The 17597-nt window shown below is 61.2% G+C and carries 16 protein-coding genes; 15 read left to right on the top strand and 1 reads right to left on the bottom strand.

The window, feature by feature from the left end; genetic code table 11:
• The first annotated feature begins 64 nt into the window (after positions 1-64).
• On the top strand, positions 65-376 hold the full coding sequence (locus EGY08_RS25730; protein WP_004122375.1) for an ArsR/SmtB family transcription factor: 312 nt from the start codon (positions 65-67) through the stop codon (positions 374-376).
• Positions 377-383: 7 nt separating this feature from the next.
• On the opposite strand, the gene nifJ is transcribed toward EGY08_RS25730, so the two are convergent.
• Entirely contained in the window at positions 384-3899 is a 3516-nt protein-coding gene (nifJ, locus tag EGY08_RS25725; RefSeq protein WP_004122378.1) for a pyruvate:ferredoxin (flavodoxin) oxidoreductase, read from the bottom strand.
• A gap of 404 nt (positions 3900-4303) precedes the next feature.
• On the opposite strand from nifJ, the gene nifH reads away from it, so the two are divergent.
• From nifH to nifM, 14 genes are all read left to right on the top strand, one after another.
• Entirely contained in the window at positions 4304-5185 is an 882-nt protein-coding gene (gene nifH / locus EGY08_RS25720; RefSeq protein ID WP_004122384.1) for a nitrogenase iron protein, read from the top strand.
• A 16-nt stretch (positions 5186-5201) separates the two neighbouring features.
• Positions 5202-6650 (top strand): nitrogenase molybdenum-iron protein alpha chain, encoded by a 1449-nt coding sequence (gene nifD / locus EGY08_RS25715; protein ID WP_032741895.1) that lies wholly within the window; start codon positions 5202-5204, stop codon positions 6648-6650.
• Positions 6651-6705: 55 nt separating this feature from the next.
• Positions 6706-8268: a nitrogenase molybdenum-iron protein subunit beta gene (gene nifK / locus EGY08_RS25710; protein ID WP_004122390.1), complete on the top strand. Its 1563-nt coding sequence runs from the start codon at positions 6706-6708 to the stop codon at positions 8266-8268.
• Positions 8269-8307: 39 nt separating this feature from the next.
• Positions 8308-8526, top strand: coding sequence for a putative nitrogen fixation protein NifT (gene nifT / locus EGY08_RS25705; RefSeq protein ID WP_004122392.1), 219 nt, complete (start codon positions 8308-8310; stop codon positions 8524-8526).
• A 10-nt stretch (positions 8527-8536) separates the two neighbouring features.
• Positions 8537-9199: a NifB/NifX family molybdenum-iron cluster-binding protein gene (locus tag EGY08_RS25700; RefSeq protein ID WP_123829125.1), complete on the top strand. Its 663-nt coding sequence runs from the start codon at positions 8537-8539 to the stop codon at positions 9197-9199.
• A 239-nt stretch (positions 9200-9438) separates the two neighbouring features.
• Complete coding sequence (gene nifE / locus EGY08_RS25695) at positions 9439-10812, top strand: nitrogenase iron-molybdenum cofactor biosynthesis protein NifE (RefSeq protein WP_123829124.1); 1374 nt, start codon at positions 9439-9441, stop codon at positions 10810-10812.
• A 10-nt stretch (positions 10813-10822) separates the two neighbouring features.
• Positions 10823-12208 (top strand): nitrogenase iron-molybdenum cofactor biosynthesis protein NifN, encoded by a 1386-nt coding sequence (gene nifN / locus EGY08_RS25690; protein WP_087828815.1) that lies wholly within the window; start codon positions 10823-10825, stop codon positions 12206-12208.
• On the top strand, positions 12195-12665 hold the full coding sequence (locus tag EGY08_RS25685; RefSeq protein WP_004122400.1) for a NifB/NifX family molybdenum-iron cluster-binding protein: 471 nt from the start codon (positions 12195-12197) through the stop codon (positions 12663-12665). Before nifN ends, EGY08_RS25685 begins: the two co-directional genes overlap by 14 nt.
• A gap of 195 nt (positions 12666-12860) precedes the next feature.
• Positions 12861-13685: a Fe-S cluster assembly protein NifU gene (gene nifU / locus EGY08_RS25680; protein WP_004122401.1), complete on the top strand. Its 825-nt coding sequence runs from the start codon at positions 12861-12863 to the stop codon at positions 13683-13685.
• Positions 13686-13715: 30 nt separating this feature from the next.
• Entirely contained in the window at positions 13716-14918 is a 1203-nt protein-coding gene (nifS, locus tag EGY08_RS25675; RefSeq protein ID WP_004122403.1) for a cysteine desulfurase NifS, read from the top strand.
• 14 nt (positions 14919-14932) lie between these two features.
• The gene (nifV, locus tag EGY08_RS25670; protein ID WP_123829123.1) at positions 14933-16075 is read left to right on the top strand and encodes a homocitrate synthase; all 1143 of its coding nucleotides are present in this window, start codon (positions 14933-14935) and stop codon (positions 16073-16075) included.
• Positions 16075-16335 carry a nitrogenase-stabilizing/protective protein NifW gene (locus EGY08_RS25665; protein WP_004122407.1) on the top strand — a complete coding sequence of 87 codons (261 nt, stop codon included), beginning with the start codon at positions 16075-16077 and terminating at the stop codon, positions 16333-16335. The genes nifV and EGY08_RS25665 overlap by 1 nt, the downstream gene beginning before the upstream one ends.
• Entirely contained in the window at positions 16332-16778 is a 447-nt protein-coding gene (locus EGY08_RS25660) for a nitrogen fixation protein NifZ (protein WP_087828818.1), read from the top strand. The genes EGY08_RS25665 and EGY08_RS25660 overlap by 4 nt, the downstream gene beginning before the upstream one ends.
• Positions 16775-17575 carry a nitrogen fixation protein NifM gene (gene nifM / locus EGY08_RS25655; RefSeq protein WP_004122413.1) on the top strand — a complete coding sequence of 267 codons (801 nt, stop codon included), beginning with the start codon at positions 16775-16777 and terminating at the stop codon, positions 17573-17575. Before EGY08_RS25660 ends, nifM begins: the two co-directional genes overlap by 4 nt.
• The last annotated feature ends 22 nt before the right edge of the window (positions 17576-17597 follow it).

Raw genomic sequence — 17597 nt, 5'->3', positions numbered from 1 at the left:
ACCGGCCAGCCGCCGATACGGGCCGCTGCTCGTAAGGCAGCGCAACCGCCGACACAGGAATAGTATGATCGCCAATCACCCCGAACGTGAACAAATTCGCCTCGAAAATGTCCTTTTCGCCCTCGGTAACCCGCTACGGCTTGAGATTATCCGCATCCTTGCCGACGGCAGCGAGCAGAGCTGTAACGCCCTGCGTCATGAAGATGTGGCAAAGTCGACTATGACCCACCACTGGCGCGTCCTGCGCGACAGCGGTGTGATCTGGCAGCGGCCACAGGGGCGGGAGAACTTGATTTCGCTGCGCCGGGAAGATTTAGACGCGCGCTTTCCCGGCCTGCTGGAGACGCTGCTTAAGGTCATGCAGCTGGAGAACTAAAGGCCTGCTACTCCTCGCCGGCCAGCCGCCGATACTGGGCAAAGCGGGCCCGAGCGTCCTCCTCGGTTCGGCTAAAGAGCGCATCCGCCAGATGCGGCGTTGTTTTGTGCAGCGAGGCGTAGCGCACTTCGCCAAGCAAAAAGTCGCGGAAACTCTCCTCCGGCTCTTCGGAATCGAGAATAAACGGCGTCTTGCCTTCCGCTTCCCGCTGCGGATGATAGCGCCACAGGTGCCAATATCCCGCCTCAACCGCCCGTTTCGCCTCGCGCTGGCTGCAGCGCATACCAGCTTTCAGCCCGTGGTTAATGCAGGCGGCGTAGGCAATCACCAGCGACGGTCCCGGCCAGGCTTCGGCTTCGGCGATCGCCCGTAGGGTCTGATCTTTATCAGCGCCCATCGCGACCTGGGCCACGTACACATTGCCGTAGCTCATCGCCATCATGCCGAGATCTTTTTTCCGCGTGCGTTTACCCTGCGCGGCAAACTTCGCGATGGCCGCCACCGGGGTCGATTTAGACGACTGGCCGCCGGTATTGGAGTAAACCTCGGTGTCAAACACCAAAATATTGACATCTTCCCCGCTCGCCAGCACGTGGTCGAGGCCGCCGAAGCCGATATCGTAGGCCCAGCCGTCGCCGCCGAAAATCCACTGCGAACGACGAACAAAATAGTCGCGGTTCTGCCACAGCTGCTCCAGCAGCGGCACCCCCTCTTTTTCCGCCGCCAGCCGTTCGCTGAGCCGGTCCGCGCGCTCGCGGGTGCCCTCGCCTTCATCCTGCTTCGCCAGCCACTGGCGCATTGCGTCGCTAAGTTCGTCGCTGACCGGTAGCGCCAGCGCGGCGGTCATATCATCGGCGATTTGTTGACGCACCGCCTGACCGCCGAGCATCATGCCGAGGCCAAACTCCGCGTTATCCTCAAATAGCGAGTTCGCCCATGCCGGGCCGTGGCCGCGGTGGTTGGTGGTATAGGGAATCGACGGCGCGCTGGCCCCCCAGATAGAAGAGCAGCCGGTGGCGTTAGCGATCAACATCCGGTCGCCAAACAGCTGGGTTATCAGGCGGGCATAAGGCGTTTCTCCGCACCCCGCGCAGGCGCCGGAAAACTCCAGCAACGGGGTTTCAAACTGGCTGCCTTTGACCGTCGTCTTACGAAACGGATTGCTCTTCGGCGTCAGCGCCAGCGCATAGTCCCAGACCGGCGCCATCTGACGCTGGCTATCGAGAGACTGCATTTTTAACGCCTTGCCGCGCGCGGGACAGATGTCCACGCAGTTGCCGCAGCCGGAACAATCCAGCGGCGAGATAGCCAGATGGTAGTGATACTCCTTCGCTCCCTGCGCGGGTTTGCTCAGCAGCCCAACCGGCGCGGCGTCATGCTCTTCGCCGTTGAGCAGCGCCGGGCGGATCGCCGCATGTGGGCAGATAAAGGCGCACTGATTACACTGCGTGCAGCCCTCCGGCTGCCAGACCGGCACTTCCAGCGCGATCCCGCGTTTTTCCCAGGCGGCGGTGCCCGAAGGAAACGTCCCGTCCTCCATACCGACAAACGCGCTCACCGGTAGCTGGTCGCCGCACTGGCGGTTCATCGGCTGCAGAATATCGCGGATGAAATCCGGCATCATAGCTGAAGCCTGCGCCACGGGTTCATCCAGCGTCGCCCAGTGCGCCGGAATCGTCACCTGATGCAGCGAGGCCATGCCCAGCTCGATTGCCCGCTGGTTCATCTCAATCACCGCCGCCCCTTTGCTGCCGTAGCTTTTTTCAACCGCCTGCTTGAGGTAATCCGCCGCGGTCTGCGGGTCGATAATCGCGGCCAGCTTAAAGAACGCCGCCTGCATCAGCATATTAAAGCGCCCGCCCAGTCCGAGCTCGCGGGCGATATCCACGGCGTTCAGGGTATAAAAATGGATATTTTCCCGCGCCAGATAGCGTTTGAAGCTAACCGGCAGATGCTGCTCCAGCTCCGCATCGGACCAGCTGCAGTTGAGTAAAAAGGTCCCGCCCGGCTTTAATCCGTCCAGCAGATCGTAGCGCTCAACGTAGGACTGCTGCGAACAGGAGATAAAATCGGCCCGATGGATCAGGTAGGGCGAATTGATCGGCCGGTCGCCGAAGCGCAAATGTGAAACGGTAATGCCGCCGGATTTTTTCGAGTCATAGGAAAAGTAGGCCTGCGCGTAGAGCGGTGTTTTATCGCCGATAATTTTGATCGCGCTTTTATTGGCCCCCACGGTGCCGTCCGAGCCCATGCCCCAAAATTTACAGGCGGTGATGCCGGCATGCGAGACCGCCAGCGTCTGCTGGCGCGGGGGCAACGAAGTAAAGGTCACATCATCGACAATCCCGAGGGTAAACCCGTCCATCGGCAGCGGTTTATTGAGGTTATCAAAGACGGCCGCGATATCGTTGGGCAGAACATCCTTACCGCCAAGCGCATAGCGGCCGCCGACGATTAACGGCGCATCGTCGTGATGATAGAAGGCGTTTTTCACATCCAGGCACAGCGGTTCAGCCTGAGCGCCGGGCTCTTTGGTGCGGTCCAGGACGGCAATACGCTGCACGGTTTTCGGCAGCTGGGCGAAGAAGTGGGCCAGCGAAAAAGGGCGAAACAGATGCACGCTGAGCAGCCCGACCTTCTCTCCCGCCGCGTTCAGCGTATCCACCACTTCCTGAACGGTATCGCAGACCGATCCCATCGCGATAATCACCCGTTCGGCGTCCGCCGCGCCGGTATAGTTAAACAGATGGTACTCCCGGCCGGTGAGCGCGCTGATTTGCGCCATATAGTTTTCGACAATGTCGGGCAGCGCCTGATAAAAACGGTTGCCCGCCTCCCGTTCCTGAAAGTAGATATCCGGGTTCTGCGCCGTTCCGCGGATGACAGGATGATCCGGATGCAGCGCGTTACGGCGGAAGCTGTCGAGCGCAGGCCGGTCCAGCAGCGTCGCCAGCTGCTCATATTCCAGCACCTCGATTTTTTGAATTTCGTGCGAAGTGCGAAAACCGTCGAAGAAGTTAACAAATGGGATGCGTCCCTTAATCGCCGCCAGATGCGCCACCGCCGACAAATCCATCACCTGCTGCACGTTGTTCTCCGCCAGCATCGCGCAGCCGGTCTGGCGAACCGCCATCACGTCCTGGTGATCGCCAAAAATATTCAGCGAGTTGGTCGCCAGCGCCCGGGCGCTGACGTGAAAAACGCCCGGCAGCAGTTCACCGGCGATTTTGTACATGTTGGGGATCATCAGCAGCAGCCCCTGGGAGGCCGTATAGGTGGTGGTGAGCGCCCCGGCCTGCAGCGCGCCGTGTACCGCGCCTGCCGCGCCGGCTTCCGACTGCATCTCCATTAAGCGCACCGGCTGGCCAAAGAGGTTCTTTTTCCCCTGCGCCGCCCACTCGTCGACGTTTTCCGCCATCGGCGTGGAGGGGGTAATGGGGTAAATCGCCGCGACCTCGGTAAAGGCATAAGAGATCCAGGCCGCCGCGGCGTTGCCATCCATTGTTTTCATTTTTCCGGACATTGTTCAATCCTCGAAGGTGAGAGGCATCTTCGCCGCCTCAAATAAGCGGCAAACCCAGTTGTTGCCTCAAGCACAGCCTGTGCCAGCTCGCGGATGACAGAATAGTTGGCGCGAATTCAACGCGTTATGAAGAGCGTCGTCGCGCAGCGCGCAAAGAGATTGCGTGGAATAAGACACAGGGGGCGACAAGCTGTTGAACAGGCGACAAACCGCCACAATGGCCCCGGCAGACGGAATTGTTCTGTTTCCCACATTTGGTCGCCTTATTGTGCCGTTTTGTTTTACGCCCTGCGCGACAATGAATTAATAAATGCATAAAAATCAAACAAATACATAAACAGGCACGGCTGGTATGTTCCCTGCACTTCTCTGCTGGCAAACACTCAACAACAGGAGAAGTCACCATGACCATGCGTCAATGCGCTATTTACGGTAAAGGCGGTATCGGTAAATCCACCACCACGCAGAACCTCGTCGCCGCGCTGGCGGAGATGGGTAAGAAAGTGATGATCGTCGGCTGCGATCCGAAGGCGGACTCCACCCGTCTGATCCTGCACGCCAAAGCACAGAACACCATTATGGAGATGGCCGCGGAAGTCGGCTCGGTCGAGGACCTCGAACTCGAAGACGTTCTGCAAATTGGCTACGGCGACGTGCGCTGCGCGGAATCCGGCGGCCCGGAGCCAGGCGTCGGCTGTGCGGGACGCGGCGTGATCACGGCGATCAACTTTCTTGAAGAAGAAGGCGCCTACGAGGACGATCTCGATTTCGTGTTCTATGACGTGCTCGGCGACGTGGTCTGCGGCGGCTTCGCCATGCCGATCCGCGAAAACAAAGCCCAGGAGATCTACATCGTCTGCTCCGGTGAAATGATGGCGATGTACGCCGCCAACAATATCTCCAAAGGGATCGTTAAATACGCCAAATCCGGCAAGGTGCGCCTCGGCGGCCTGATCTGTAACTCCCGTCAGACCGACCGTGAAGACGAACTGATTATTGCCCTGGCGGAAAAGCTCGGTACCCAGATGATCCACTTTGTGCCCCGCGACAACATCGTGCAGCGCGCGGAGATCCGCCGCATGACGGTTATCGAGTACGACCCCGCCTGCAAACAGGCCAACGAATACCGCACCCTGGCGCAGAAGATCGTCAACAACACCATGAAAGTGGTGCCGACGCCCTGCACCATGGATGAGCTGGAGTCGCTGCTGATGGAGTTCGGCATCATGGAAGAGGAAGACACCAGCATCATTGGTAAAACCGCCGCCGAAGAAAACGCGGCCTGAGCACAGGACAATTATGATGACCAACGCAACGGGCGAACGTAATCTGGCGCTCATCCAGGAAGTCCTGGAAGTGTTCCCGGAAACCGCGCGAAAAGAGCGCAGAAAGCACATGATGGTCAGCGATCCGGAAATGGAGAGCGTCGGCAAGTGCATTATCTCTAACCGCAAGTCACAACCCGGCGTGATGACCGTACGCGGCTGCGCCTACGCCGGTTCCAAAGGGGTGGTATTTGGGCCGATCAAGGATATGGCCCACATTTCGCACGGACCGGTCGGCTGCGGCCAGTATTCCCGCGCCGGACGACGCAATTACTACACCGGGGTCAGCGGCGTCGATAGCTTCGGCACGCTGAACTTCACCTCTGATTTTCAGGAGCGCGACATTGTCTTCGGCGGCGATAAAAAACTCAGCAAGCTGATTGAAGAGATGGAGCTGCTGTTCCCGCTCACCAAAGGGATCACCATTCAATCGGAATGTCCTGTGGGGCTGATCGGCGATGATATTAGCGCGGTGGCCAACACCAGCAGCAAAGCGCTGGATAAACCGGTGATCCCGGTACGCTGCGAAGGCTTTCGCGGCGTGTCGCAGTCGCTGGGGCACCATATCGCCAACGACGTGGTGCGCGACTGGATCCTTAACAATCGCGAAGGGCAGCCGTTTGAAACCACCCCTTACGATGTGGCGATCATCGGCGACTACAACATCGGCGGCGACGCCTGGGCCTCACGCATTCTGCTGGAAGAGATGGGGCTACGGGTGGTCGCGCAGTGGTCCGGCGACGGCACGCTGGTGGAGATGGAGAACACCCCATTCGTCAAGCTGAACCTGGTTCACTGCTACCGTTCGATGAACTATATCGCCCGCCATATGGAGGAGAAACATCAGATTCCGTGGATGGAGTACAACTTCTTCGGGCCGACCAAAATCGCCGAATCGCTGCGCAAAATCGCCGACCAGTTCGACGATACCATTCGCGCGAACGCCGAAGCGGTGATCGCCAGATATGAGGGGCAGATGGCGGCGATTATCGCCAAATATCGCCCGCGCCTGGAGGGGCGTAAGGTGCTGCTCTATATGGGCGGCCTGCGACCACGCCACGTCATCGGCGCCTATGAGGATCTCGGCATGGAGATCATCGCCGCCGGGTACGAGTTTGCCCATAACGATGACTACGACCGCACCCTGCCGGATCTCAAAGAGGGCACACTGCTGTTCGATGACGCCAGCAGCTACGAGCTGGAAGCGTTCGTCAAGGCGCTGAAGCCCGACCTTATCGGCTCCGGCATCAAGGAAAAATATATCTTCCAGAAAATGGGTGTACCGTTCCGCCAGATGCACTCGTGGGACTATTCCGGCCCGTACCACGGCTACGATGGTTTCGCCATTTTCGCCCGCGATATGGATATGACCCTGAACAACCCGGCGTGGAACGAACTGACCGCCCCGTGGCTGAAGTCTGCGTGATTGCCCACTCACTGTCCCGTCTGTTCACCGATTTGTGGCGCGGGAGGAGAACACCATGAGCCAAACGATTGATAAAATTAATAGCTGTTATCCGCTATTCGAACAGGATGAATACCAGGAGCTGTTTCGCAATAAGCGGCAGCTGGAAGAGGCGCACGATGCGCAGCGCGTGCAGGAGGTCTTTGACTGGACCACCACCGCCGAGTATGAAGCGCTGAACTTCCAGCGCGAGGCGCTGACCGTTGACCCGGCGAAAGCCTGCCAGCCGCTTGGCGCGGTGCTTTGCTCGCTGGGATTTGCCAACACCCTGCCGTATGTGCACGGCTCTCAGGGGTGCGTGGCCTACTTTCGCACCTATTTTAACCGCCATTTCAAAGAGCCGATCGCCTGCGTCTCCGACTCGATGACCGAAGACGCGGCAGTCTTCGGCGGCAACAACAATATGAACCTGGGCCTGCAGAACGCCAGCGCACTGTACAAACCGGAGATCATTGCGGTGTCCACCACCTGCATGGCGGAAGTTATCGGCGATGACCTGCAGGCGTTTATCGCCAACGCCAAAAAAGATGGCTTCGTCGACAGCAGCATCGCCGTGCCCCATGCCCATACGCCAAGCTTTATCGGCAGCCACGTCACCGGCTGGGATAACATGTTTGAAGGCTTCGCCAAAACCTTCACCGCGGACTACCAGGGGCAGCCGGGCAAACTGCCGAAGCTCAATCTGGTGACCGGCTTTGAAACCTATCTCGGCAACTTCCGCGTATTAAAGCGGATGATGGAACAGATGGCGGTACCGTGCAGCCTGCTCTCCGATCCGTCGGAAGTTCTCGACACGCCCGCCGACGGCCACTACCGGATGTATTCCGGCGGCACCACGCAGCAGGAGATGAAAGAAGCCCCTGACGCCATCGATACGCTACTCCTGCAGCCGTGGCAGCTGCTGAAGAGCAAAAAAGTGGTGCAGGAGATGTGGAACCAGCCCGCCACCGAGGTCGCCATTCCGCTGGGACTGGCCGCCACCGATGAACTGCTGATGACCGTCAGCCAGCTTAGCGGCAAGCCAATTGCCGACGCCCTCACCATTGAGCGCGGCAGGCTGGTTGACATGATGCTCGACTCCCACACCTGGCTGCACGGCAAGAAGTTTGGCCTGTACGGCGATCCGGACTTCGTGATGGGCCTCACCCGCTTCCTGCTGGAGCTGGGCTGCGAGCCGACGGTGATCCTGAGCCATAACGCCAACAAACGCTGGCAAAAAGCGATGAAGAAAATGCTCGATGCCTCGCCGTACGGGCGAGATAGCGAAGTGTTTATCAACTGCGATTTGTGGCACTTCCGTTCGCTGATGTTCACCCGTCAGCCGGACTTTATGATCGGCAACTCCTACGGCAAGTTTATCCAGCGCGATACCCTGGCGAAGGGCAAAGCCTTTGAAGTGCCGCTTATCCGCCTCGGCTTTCCGCTGTTCGACCGCCACCATCTGCACCGCCAGACAACCTGGGGCTATGAAGGCGCGATGAACATTGTGACGACGCTGGTGAACGCCGTGCTGGAGAAACTGGATAGCGATACCAGCCAGCTGGGCAAAACCGATTACAGCTTCGATCTCGTCCGTTAACCATCAGGTGCCCCGCGTCATGCGGGGCCAGGAGGAAGTATGCCCATCGTGATTTTCCGTGAGCGCGGCGCGGACCTGTACGCCTATATCGCGAAACAGGATCTGGAAGCGCGAGTGATCCAGATTGAGCATAACGACGCTGAACGCTGGGGCGGCGCGATTTCGCTGGAGGGGGGACGCCGCTACTACGTACATCCGCAGCCGGGGCGTCCCGTCTTCCCGATAAGCCTGCGCGCGACGCGCAATACCTTGATATAAGGAGCTGGTGATGTCCGACAACGATACCCTATTCTGGCGTATGCTGGCGCTGTTTCAGTCCCTGCCGGACCTACAGCCGGCGCAAATCGTCGACTGGCTGGCGCAGGAGAGCGGCGAGACGCTGACGCCAGCGCGTCTGGCGACCCTGACCCAGCCGCAGCTGGCCGCCAGCTTTCCCTCCGCGACGGCGGTGATGTCCCCCGCTCGCTGGTCGCGGGTGATGGCGAGCCTGCAGGGCGAGCTGCCCGCCCATTTACGCATCGTTCGCCCTGCCCAGCGCACGCCGCAGCTGCTGGCGGCATTTTGCTCTCAGGATGGGCTGATGATTAACGGCCATTTCGGCCAGGGACGACTGTTTTTTATCTACGCGTTCGATGAGCAAGGCGGCTGGCTGTACGATCTGCGCCGCTACCCCTCCGCGCCCCACCAGCAGGAGGCCAACGAAGTGCGCGCCCGACTTATTGAGGACTGTCAGCTGCTGTTTTGCCAGGAGATCGGCGGGCCCGCCGCCGCGCGGCTGATCCGCCATCGCATCCACCCGATGAAAGCGCAGCCCGGGACGACGATTCAGGCGCAGTGCGAGGCGATCAATACGCTGCTGGCCGGCCGTTTGCCGCCGTGGCTGGCGAAGCGGCTTAACAGGGATAATCCTCTGGAAGAACGCGTTTTTTAATCCCTGTTTTGTGCTTGTTGCCCGCTGACCCCGCGGGCTTTTTTTCGCGTATGGACGCATTCCCCACGTTACGGTCAGGGGAAGATTATTCGCCAAAACAAGACACGCCCCGCCATCCCCTTGTCTGATTGTTGGCTTTGTCGCAAAGCCAACAACCCTTTTTCTTTAAATATCAAGGCACCGCTTATGGAGCGCGAATTGCATCTTCCCCCTCATCCCCCACCGTCAACGAGGTCACTATGAAGGGAAATGAAATTCTGGCGCTGCTGGATGAACCGGCTTGTGAACACAACCATAAACAAAAATCCGGCTGCAGCGCGCCCAAACCCGGCGCCACCGCCGGCGGCTGCGCGTTCGACGGCGCGCAGATAACCCTGCTGCCCATCGCCGACGTGGCGCATCTGGTCCACGGTCCTATCGGCTGCGCCGGAAGCTCATGGGATAACCGCGGCAGCGCCAGCTCCGGCCCCACCCTTAATCGGCTCGGGTTCACCACCGATCTCAACGAACAGGACGTGATTATGGGCCGCGGCGAACGCCGCCTGTTTCACGCCGTGCGCCATATCGTCACCCGCTATCACCCGGCGGCGGTCTTTATCTATAACACCTGCGTACCGGCCATGGAGGGCGATGACCTCGAAGCGGTATGCGAGGCCGCGCAGACCGCCACCGGCGTACCGGTTATCGCCATTGACGCCGCCGGTTTCTACGGCAGTAAAAATCTCGGTAACCGGCTGGCGGGCGACGTCATGGTCAAACGGGTTATCGGCCAGCGCGAGCCCGCGCCCTGGCCGGAGAGCACGCCCTTTGCCCCGGAGCAGCGTCACGATATTGGCCTGATTGGCGAATTCAATATTGCCGGTGAGTTCTGGCATATTCAGCCGCTGCTCGACGAACTGGGGATCCGCGTGCTCGGCAGCCTCTCCGGCGATGGCCGCTTCGCCGAGATCCAGACCATGCACCGGGCGCAGGCCAATATGCTGGTCTGCTCGCGGGCGTTAATCAACGTCGCCCGAGCCCTGGAGCAGCGCTACGGCACGCCGTGGTTCGAAGGCAGCTTTTACGGGATCCGCGCCACCTCTGACGCCCTGCGCCAGCTGGCGGCGCTGCTGGGCGACGACGACCTTCGTCAGCGCACCGAAGCGCTGATTGCGCGGGAGGAACAGGTGGCGGAACTGGCGCTACAGCCGTGGCGCGAACAGCTGCGCGGCCGCAAAGCGCTGCTCTATACCGGCGGGGTGAAATCCTGGTCGGTGGTATCGGCGCTTCAGGATTTGGGCATGACCGTGGTGGCAACCGGCACGCGTAAATCCACCGAAGAGGATAAACAGCGGATCCGCGAGCTGATGGGCGAAGAAGCGGTAATGCTGGAAGAGGGCAACGCCCGCACGCTGCTGGATGTGGTCTATCGCTATCAGGCCGACCTGATGATTGCCGGCGGACGCAATATGTATACCGCCTATAAAGCCAGGCTGCCGTTTCTCGATATCAATCAGGAGCGCGAACACGCCTTCGCTGGCTATCAGGGGATCGTCACCCTCGCCCGCCAGCTGTGTCAGACCATCAATAGCCCCATCTGGCCGCAAACCCATTCTCGCGCCCCGTGGCGCTAAGGAGCTCATCATGGCAGACATTTTCCGCACCGATAAACCGCTGGCGGTCAGCCCTATCAAAACCGGCCAGCCGCTCGGCGCGATCCTCGCGAGCCTTGGGATCGAACACAGCATCCCGCTGGTCCACGGCGCGCAGGGGTGCAGCGCCTTCGCCAAAGTCTTTTTTATTCAACATTTCCACGACCCGGTTCCCCTGCAGTCGACGGCGATGGACCCCACGTCGACGATTATGGGCGCGGACGGCAATATTTTTACCGCCCTGGATACCCTCTGCCAGCGCAACAATCCGCAGGCTATCGTACTGCTCAGCACCGGGCTGTCAGAGGCCCAGGGCAGCGATATTTCCCGCGTGGTTCGCCAGTTTCGCGAAGAGTATCCCCGGCATAAGGGCGTGGCGATATTGACGGTTAACACGCCGGATTTTTATGGCTCCATGGAGAACGGCTTCAGCGCGGTGCTAGAGAGCGTCATTGAGCAGTGGGTGCCGCCGGCGCCGCGACCGGCTCAGCGCAATCGCCGGGTCAATCTGCTGGTCAGCCACCTCTGTTCGCCGGGCGATATCGAGTGGCTGCGCCGATGCGTCGAAGCGTTCAGCCTGCAGCCGGTAATCCTGCCGGACCTGGCGCAGTCGATGGACGGCCACCTGGCGCAGGGCGATTTCTCACCGTTAACCCAGGGCGGGACGCCGCTGCGCCAGATAGAGCAGATGGGGCAAAGCCTGTGTAGCTTCGCCATTGGCGTCTCCCTTCATCGCGCCTCATCGCTGCTGGCCCCGCGCTGCCGCGGCGAGGTTATCGCCCTGCCGCACCTGATGACCCTCGAACGCTGCGACGCCTTTATTCATCAACTGGCGAAAATTTCCGGACGCGCCGTTCCCGAGTGGCTGGAACGCCAGCGCGGACAGCTACAGGATGCGATGATCGACTGCCATATGTGGCTCCAGGGCCAGCGCATGGCGATAGCGGCGGAAGGCGATCTGCTGGCGGCGTGGTGTGACTTCGCCAACAGCCAGGGGATGCAGCCCGGCCCGCTGGTGGCCCCTACCGGTCATCCCAGCCTGCGCCAGCTGCCGGTAGAACAGGTGGTGCCGGGGGATCTGGAGGATCTGCAAACCCTGCTGTGCGCGCATCCCGCCGACCTGCTGGTGGCGAACTCGCACGCCCGCGACCTGGCGGAGCAGTTTGCGCTGCCGCTGGTGCGCGCGGGTTTTCCGCTCTTTGACAAACTCGGCGAATTCCGCCGGGTGCGCCAGGGATATAGCGGAATGCGCGATACGCTGTTTGAGCTGGCAAACCTGATGCGCGAGCGTCACCACCACCTCGCCCACTACCGATCGCCGCTTCGCCAGAACCCCGAATCGTCACTCTCCACAGGAGGCGCTTATGCCGCCGATTAACCGTCAGTTTGATATGGTCCACTCCGATGAGTGGTCTATGAAGGTCGCCTTCGCCAGCTCTGACTATCGTCACGTCGATCAGCACTTCGGCGCCACCCCGCGGCTGGTGGTGTACGGCGTCAAGGCGGACCGGGTCACTCTAATCCGGGTGGTTGATTTCTCGGTCGAGAACGGCCACCAGACGGAGAAGATCGCCAGGCGGATCCACGCTCTGGAGGATTGCGTCACGCTGTTCTGCGTGGCGATTGGCGACGCGGTTTTTCGCCAGCTGTTGCAGGTTGGCGTGCGCGCCGAACGCGTTCCCGCCGACACCACCATCGTCGGCTTACTGCAGGAGATCCAGCTCTACTGGTACGATAAAGGGCAGCGCAAAAATACGCGCCAGCGCGACCCGGAGCGCTTTACCCGTCTGCTGCAGGAACAGGAGTGGCATGGGGATCCGGACCCGCGCCGCTAGCCGTGTCGTTTCTGTGACAAAGCCCACAAAACATCGCGACACTGTCGGACCAACCTTGTCAGGAAAAATACACAACAATTTGAAAAATATTAATTTTATTCTCTGGTATCGCAATTGCTAGTTCGTTATCGCCACCGCGCTTTCGCGGTGAACCGCGCCCCGGCGTTTTCCGTCCTCATCCCTGGAGCTGACAGCATGTGGAATTACTCCGAGAAAGTGAAAGACCATTTTTTTAACCCCCGCAACGCGCGCGTGGTGGACAACGCCAACGCGGTAGGCGACGTCGGTTCGTTAAGCTGCGGCGACGCGCTGCGCCTGATGCTGCGCGTCGACCCGCAAAGCGAAATCATTGAGGAGGCGGGCTTCCAGACCTTCGGCTGCGGCAGCGCCATCGCCTCCTCCTCCGCGCTGACGGAGCTGATTATCGGCCATACCCTCGCCGAAGCCGGGCAGATAACCAATCAGCAGATTGCCGATTATCTCGACGGACTGCCGCCGGAGAAAATGCACTGCTCGGTGATGGGCCAGGAGGCCCTGCGCGCGGCCATCGCCAACTTCCGCGGCGAAAGCCTTGAGGAGGAGCACGACGAAGGCAAGCTGATCTGCAAATGCTTCGGCGTCGATGAAGGGCATATTCGCCGCGCAGTACAGAACAACGGGCTGACCACCCTTGCCGAGGTGATCAACTACACCAAAGCGGGCGGCGGCTGCACCTCTTGCCACGAAAAAATTGAGCTGGCGCTGGCGGAGATCCTCGCCCAGCAGCCGCAGACGACGCCAGCCGTGGCCAGCGGCAAAGATCCGCACTGGCAGAGCGTCGTCGATACCATCGCCGAACTGCGCCCGCATATTCAGGCCGACGGCGGCGACATGGCGCTACTCAGCGTCGCCAACCACCAGGTGACCGTCAGCCTCTCCGGCAGCTGTAGCGGCTGCATGATGACCGATATGACCCTGGCCTGGCTGCAGCAAAAACTGATGGAACGTACCGGCTGTTATATGGAAGTGGTGGCGGCCTGAGCCGCGGTTAACTGACCCAAGGGGGACAAGATGAAACAGGTTTATCTCGATAACAACGCCACCACCCGTCTGGACCCGATGGTCCTGGAAGCGATGATGCCCTTTTTGACCGATTTTTACGGCAACCCCTCGTCGATACACGATTTTGGCATTCCGGCCCAGGCGGCTCTGGAACGCGCGCATCAGCAGGCTGCGGCGCTGCTGGGCGCGGAGTATCCCAGCGAGATCATCTTTACCTCCTGCGCCACCGAAGCCACCGCCACCGCCATCGCCTCGGCGATCGCCCTGCTGCCTGAGCGTCGCGAAATCATCACCAGCGCGGTCGAACATCCGGCGACGCTGGCGGCCTGCGAGCACCTGGAGCGCCAGGGCTACCGGATTCATCGCATCGCGGTGGATAGCGAGGGGGCGCTGGACATGGCGCAGTTCCGCGCGGCGCTCAGCCCGCGCGTGGCGCTCGTCAGCGTGATGTGGGCGAATAACGAAACCGGGGTGCTTTTCCCGATCGGCGAAATGGCGGAGCTGGCCCATGAACAAGGGGCGCTGTTTCACTGCGATGCGGTGCAGGTGGTCGGGAAAATACCGATCGCCGTGGGCCAGACCCGCATCGATATGCTCTCCTGCTCGGCGCATAAGTTCCACGGACCAAAAGGCGTAGGCTGTCTTTATCTGCGGCGGGGAACGCGCTTTCGCCCGCTGCTGCGCGGCGGTCACCAGGAGTACGGCCGGCGAGCCGGAACGGAAAATATCTGCGGAATCGTCGGCATGGGCGCGGCCTGCGAGCTGGCGAATATCCATCTGCCGGGAATGACGCATATCGGCCAATTGCGCGACAGGCTGGAGCATCGCCTGCTGACCAGCGTACCGTCGGTCATGGTGATGGGCGGCGGCCAGCCGCGGGTGCCCGGCACGGTGAATCTGGCCTTTGAGTTTATTGAAGGTGAAGCCATTCTGCTGCTGTTAAACCAGGCCGGGATCGCCGCCTCCAGCGGCAGCGCCTGCACCTCAGGCTCGCTGGAACCCTCCCACGTGATGCGGGCGATGAATATTCCCTATACCGCCGCCCACGGCACCATCCGCTTTTCTCTCTCGCGCTACACCCGGGAGAAAGAGATCGATTACGTCGTCGCCACGCTGCCGCCGATTATCGACCGGCTGCGCGCGCTGTCGCCCTACTGGCAGAACGGTAAGCCGCGCCCGGCGGACGCCGTATTCGCGCCGGTTTACGGCTAAGGCGGAGGTGGCTGATGGAACGCGTGCTGATTAACGATACCACCCTGCGCGACGGCGAGCAGAGCCCCGGCGTCGCCTTTCGCACCAGCGAAAAGGTCGCCATTGCCGAGGCGCTTTACGCCGCAGGAATAACGGCGATGGAGGTCGGCACCCCGGCGATGGGCGACGAGGAGATCGCGCGGATCCAGCTGGTGCGTCGCCAGTTGCCCGACGCAACCCTGATGACCTGGTGTCGGATGAACGCGCTGGAAATCCGCCAGAGCGCCGATCTCGGCATCGACTGGGTGGATATCTCGATTCCGGCTTCGGATAAGCTGCGGCAGTACAAACTGCGCGAGCCGCTGGCGGTGCTGCTGGAACGGCTGGCGATGTTTATCCATCTTGCGCATAGCCTCGGCCTGAAGGTATGCATCGGCTGCGAGGACGCCTCGCGGGCCAGCGGCCAGACCCTGCGCGCTATCGCCGGGGTCGCGCAGCAATGCGCCGCCGCCCGCCTGCGCTATGCCGATACGGTCGGCCTGCTCGACCCTTTTACCACCGCGGCGCAAATCTCGGCCCTGCGCGAAGTCTGGTCCGGCGAGATCGAAATGCATGCCCATAACGATCTGGGCATGGCGACCGCCAATACGCTGGCGGCGGTAAGCGCCGGGGCCACCAGCGTGAATACGACGGTACTCGGTCTCGGCGAGCGGGCGGGCAACGCGGCGCTGGAAACCGTCGCGCTGGGCCTTGAACGCTGTCTGGGCGTGGAGACCGGCGTGCATTTTTCGGCGCTGCCCGCGCTCTGTCAGAGGGTCGCGGAAGCCGCCCAGCGCGCCATCGATCCGCAGCAGCCGCTGGTCGGCGAGCTGGTGTTTACCCATGAGTCAGGTGTCCACGTGGCGGCGCTGCTGCGCGACAGCGAGAGCTACCAGTCCATCGCCCCTTCCCTGATGGGCCGCAGCTACCGGCTGGTGCTGGGCAAACACTCAGGGCGTCAGGCGGTCAACGGCGTTTTTGACCAGATGGGCTATCACCTCAACGCCGCGCAGATTAACCAGCTGCTGCCCGCCATCCGCCGCTTCGCCGAGAACTGGAAGCGCAGCCCGAAAGATTACGAGCTGGTGGCTATCTACGATGAGCTGTGCGGTGAATCCGCCCTGCGGGCGAGGGGGTAATGATGGAGTGGTTTTATCAAATTCCCGGCGTGGACGAACTTCGCTCCGCCGAATCTTTTTTTCAGTTTTTCGCCGTCCCCTATCAGCCCGAGTTGCTTGGCCGCTGCAGCCTGCCGGTGCTGGCAACGTTTCATCGCAAACTCCGCGCGGAGGTGCCGCTGCAAAACCGGCTCGAGGATAACGACCGCGCGCCCTGGCTGCTGGCGCGAAGACTGCTCGCGGAGAGCTATCAGCAACAGTTTCAGGAGAGCGGAACATGAGACCAAAATTCACCTTTAGCGAAGAGGTCCGCGTCGTACGCGCTATTCGTAACGACGGCACCGTGGCGGGCTTCGCGCCCGGCGCGCTGCTGGTCAGGCGCGGCAGCACCGGCTTTGTCCGCGACTGGGGCGTTTTTTTGCAGGATCAGATTATCTACCAGATCCACTTTCCGGAAACCGATCGGATCATCGGCTGCCGCGAACAGGAGCTGATCCCCATCACCCAGCCGTGGCTGGCAGGAAACTTGCAATACGGGGATAGCGTGACCTGCCAGATGGCGCTCGCGGTCAACGGTGATGTGGTCGTGAGCGCCGGCCAGCGGGGACGCATTGAGGCTACCGATCGGGGAGAGCTCGGCGATAGCTACACCGTCGATTTTAGCGGCCGCTGGTTCAGAGTCCCGGCGCAGGCCATCGCCCTTGCAGAGGAGAGAGAAGAATGAACCCATGGCAACGTTTTGCCCGGCAGCGGCTGGCGCGCAGCCGCTGGAATCGCGATCCGGCGGCCCTGGATCCAGCCGATACGCCGGCTTTTGAACAGGCCTGGCAACGCCAGTGCCATATGGAGCAAGCGATCGTCGCGCGGGTCCCTGAAGGCGATGTTCCGGAGGCGTTGCTGGAGAATATCGCCGCCTCCCTTACCATCTGGCTCGACGAGGGGGATTTTACTCAGCCCGAACGCGCTGCCATCGTGCGCCATCACGCCCGGCTGGAACTCGCCTTCGCCGATATTGCCCGCCAGGCGCCGCAGCCGGACCTCTCCACGGTACAGGCGTGGTATCTGCGCCACCAGACGCAGTTTATGCGCCCGGAACAGCGTCTGACCCGCCACCTGCTGCTGACGGTCGATGGCGACCGCGAAGCCGTGCACCAGCGGATCCTCGGTCTGTACCGGCAAATCAACGCCTCGCGGGACGCTTTCGCTCCGCTGGCCCACCGCCATTCCCACTGCCCAAGCGCCCTGGAAGAGGGTCGTTTAGGCTGGATTAGCCGCGGCCTGCTCTATCCGCAGCTCGAGACCGCGCTGTTTTCACTGGCGGAAAACGCGCTAAGCCTTCCCATCGCCAGCGAGCTGGGGTGGCATCTTTTATGGTGCGAAGCGATTCGCCCCGCCGCGCCCATGGAGCCGCAGCAGGCGCTGGAGAGCGCGCGCGATTATCTTTGGCAGCAGAGCCAGCAGCGCCATCAGCGCCAGTGGCTGGAACAGATGATCTCCCGTCAGCCGGGACTGTGCGGGTAGCCTCAGCGGCTACCCGTTAACG

This window comes from Klebsiella sp. FDAARGOS_511, from assembly GCF_003812845.1.
Taxonomy (GTDB): Bacteria; Pseudomonadota; Gammaproteobacteria; order Enterobacterales; family Enterobacteriaceae; genus Klebsiella; species Klebsiella grimontii.
Note: the sequence above shows the minus strand (reverse complement) of the source record. Positions and strands in the feature narration are given on the sequence as shown.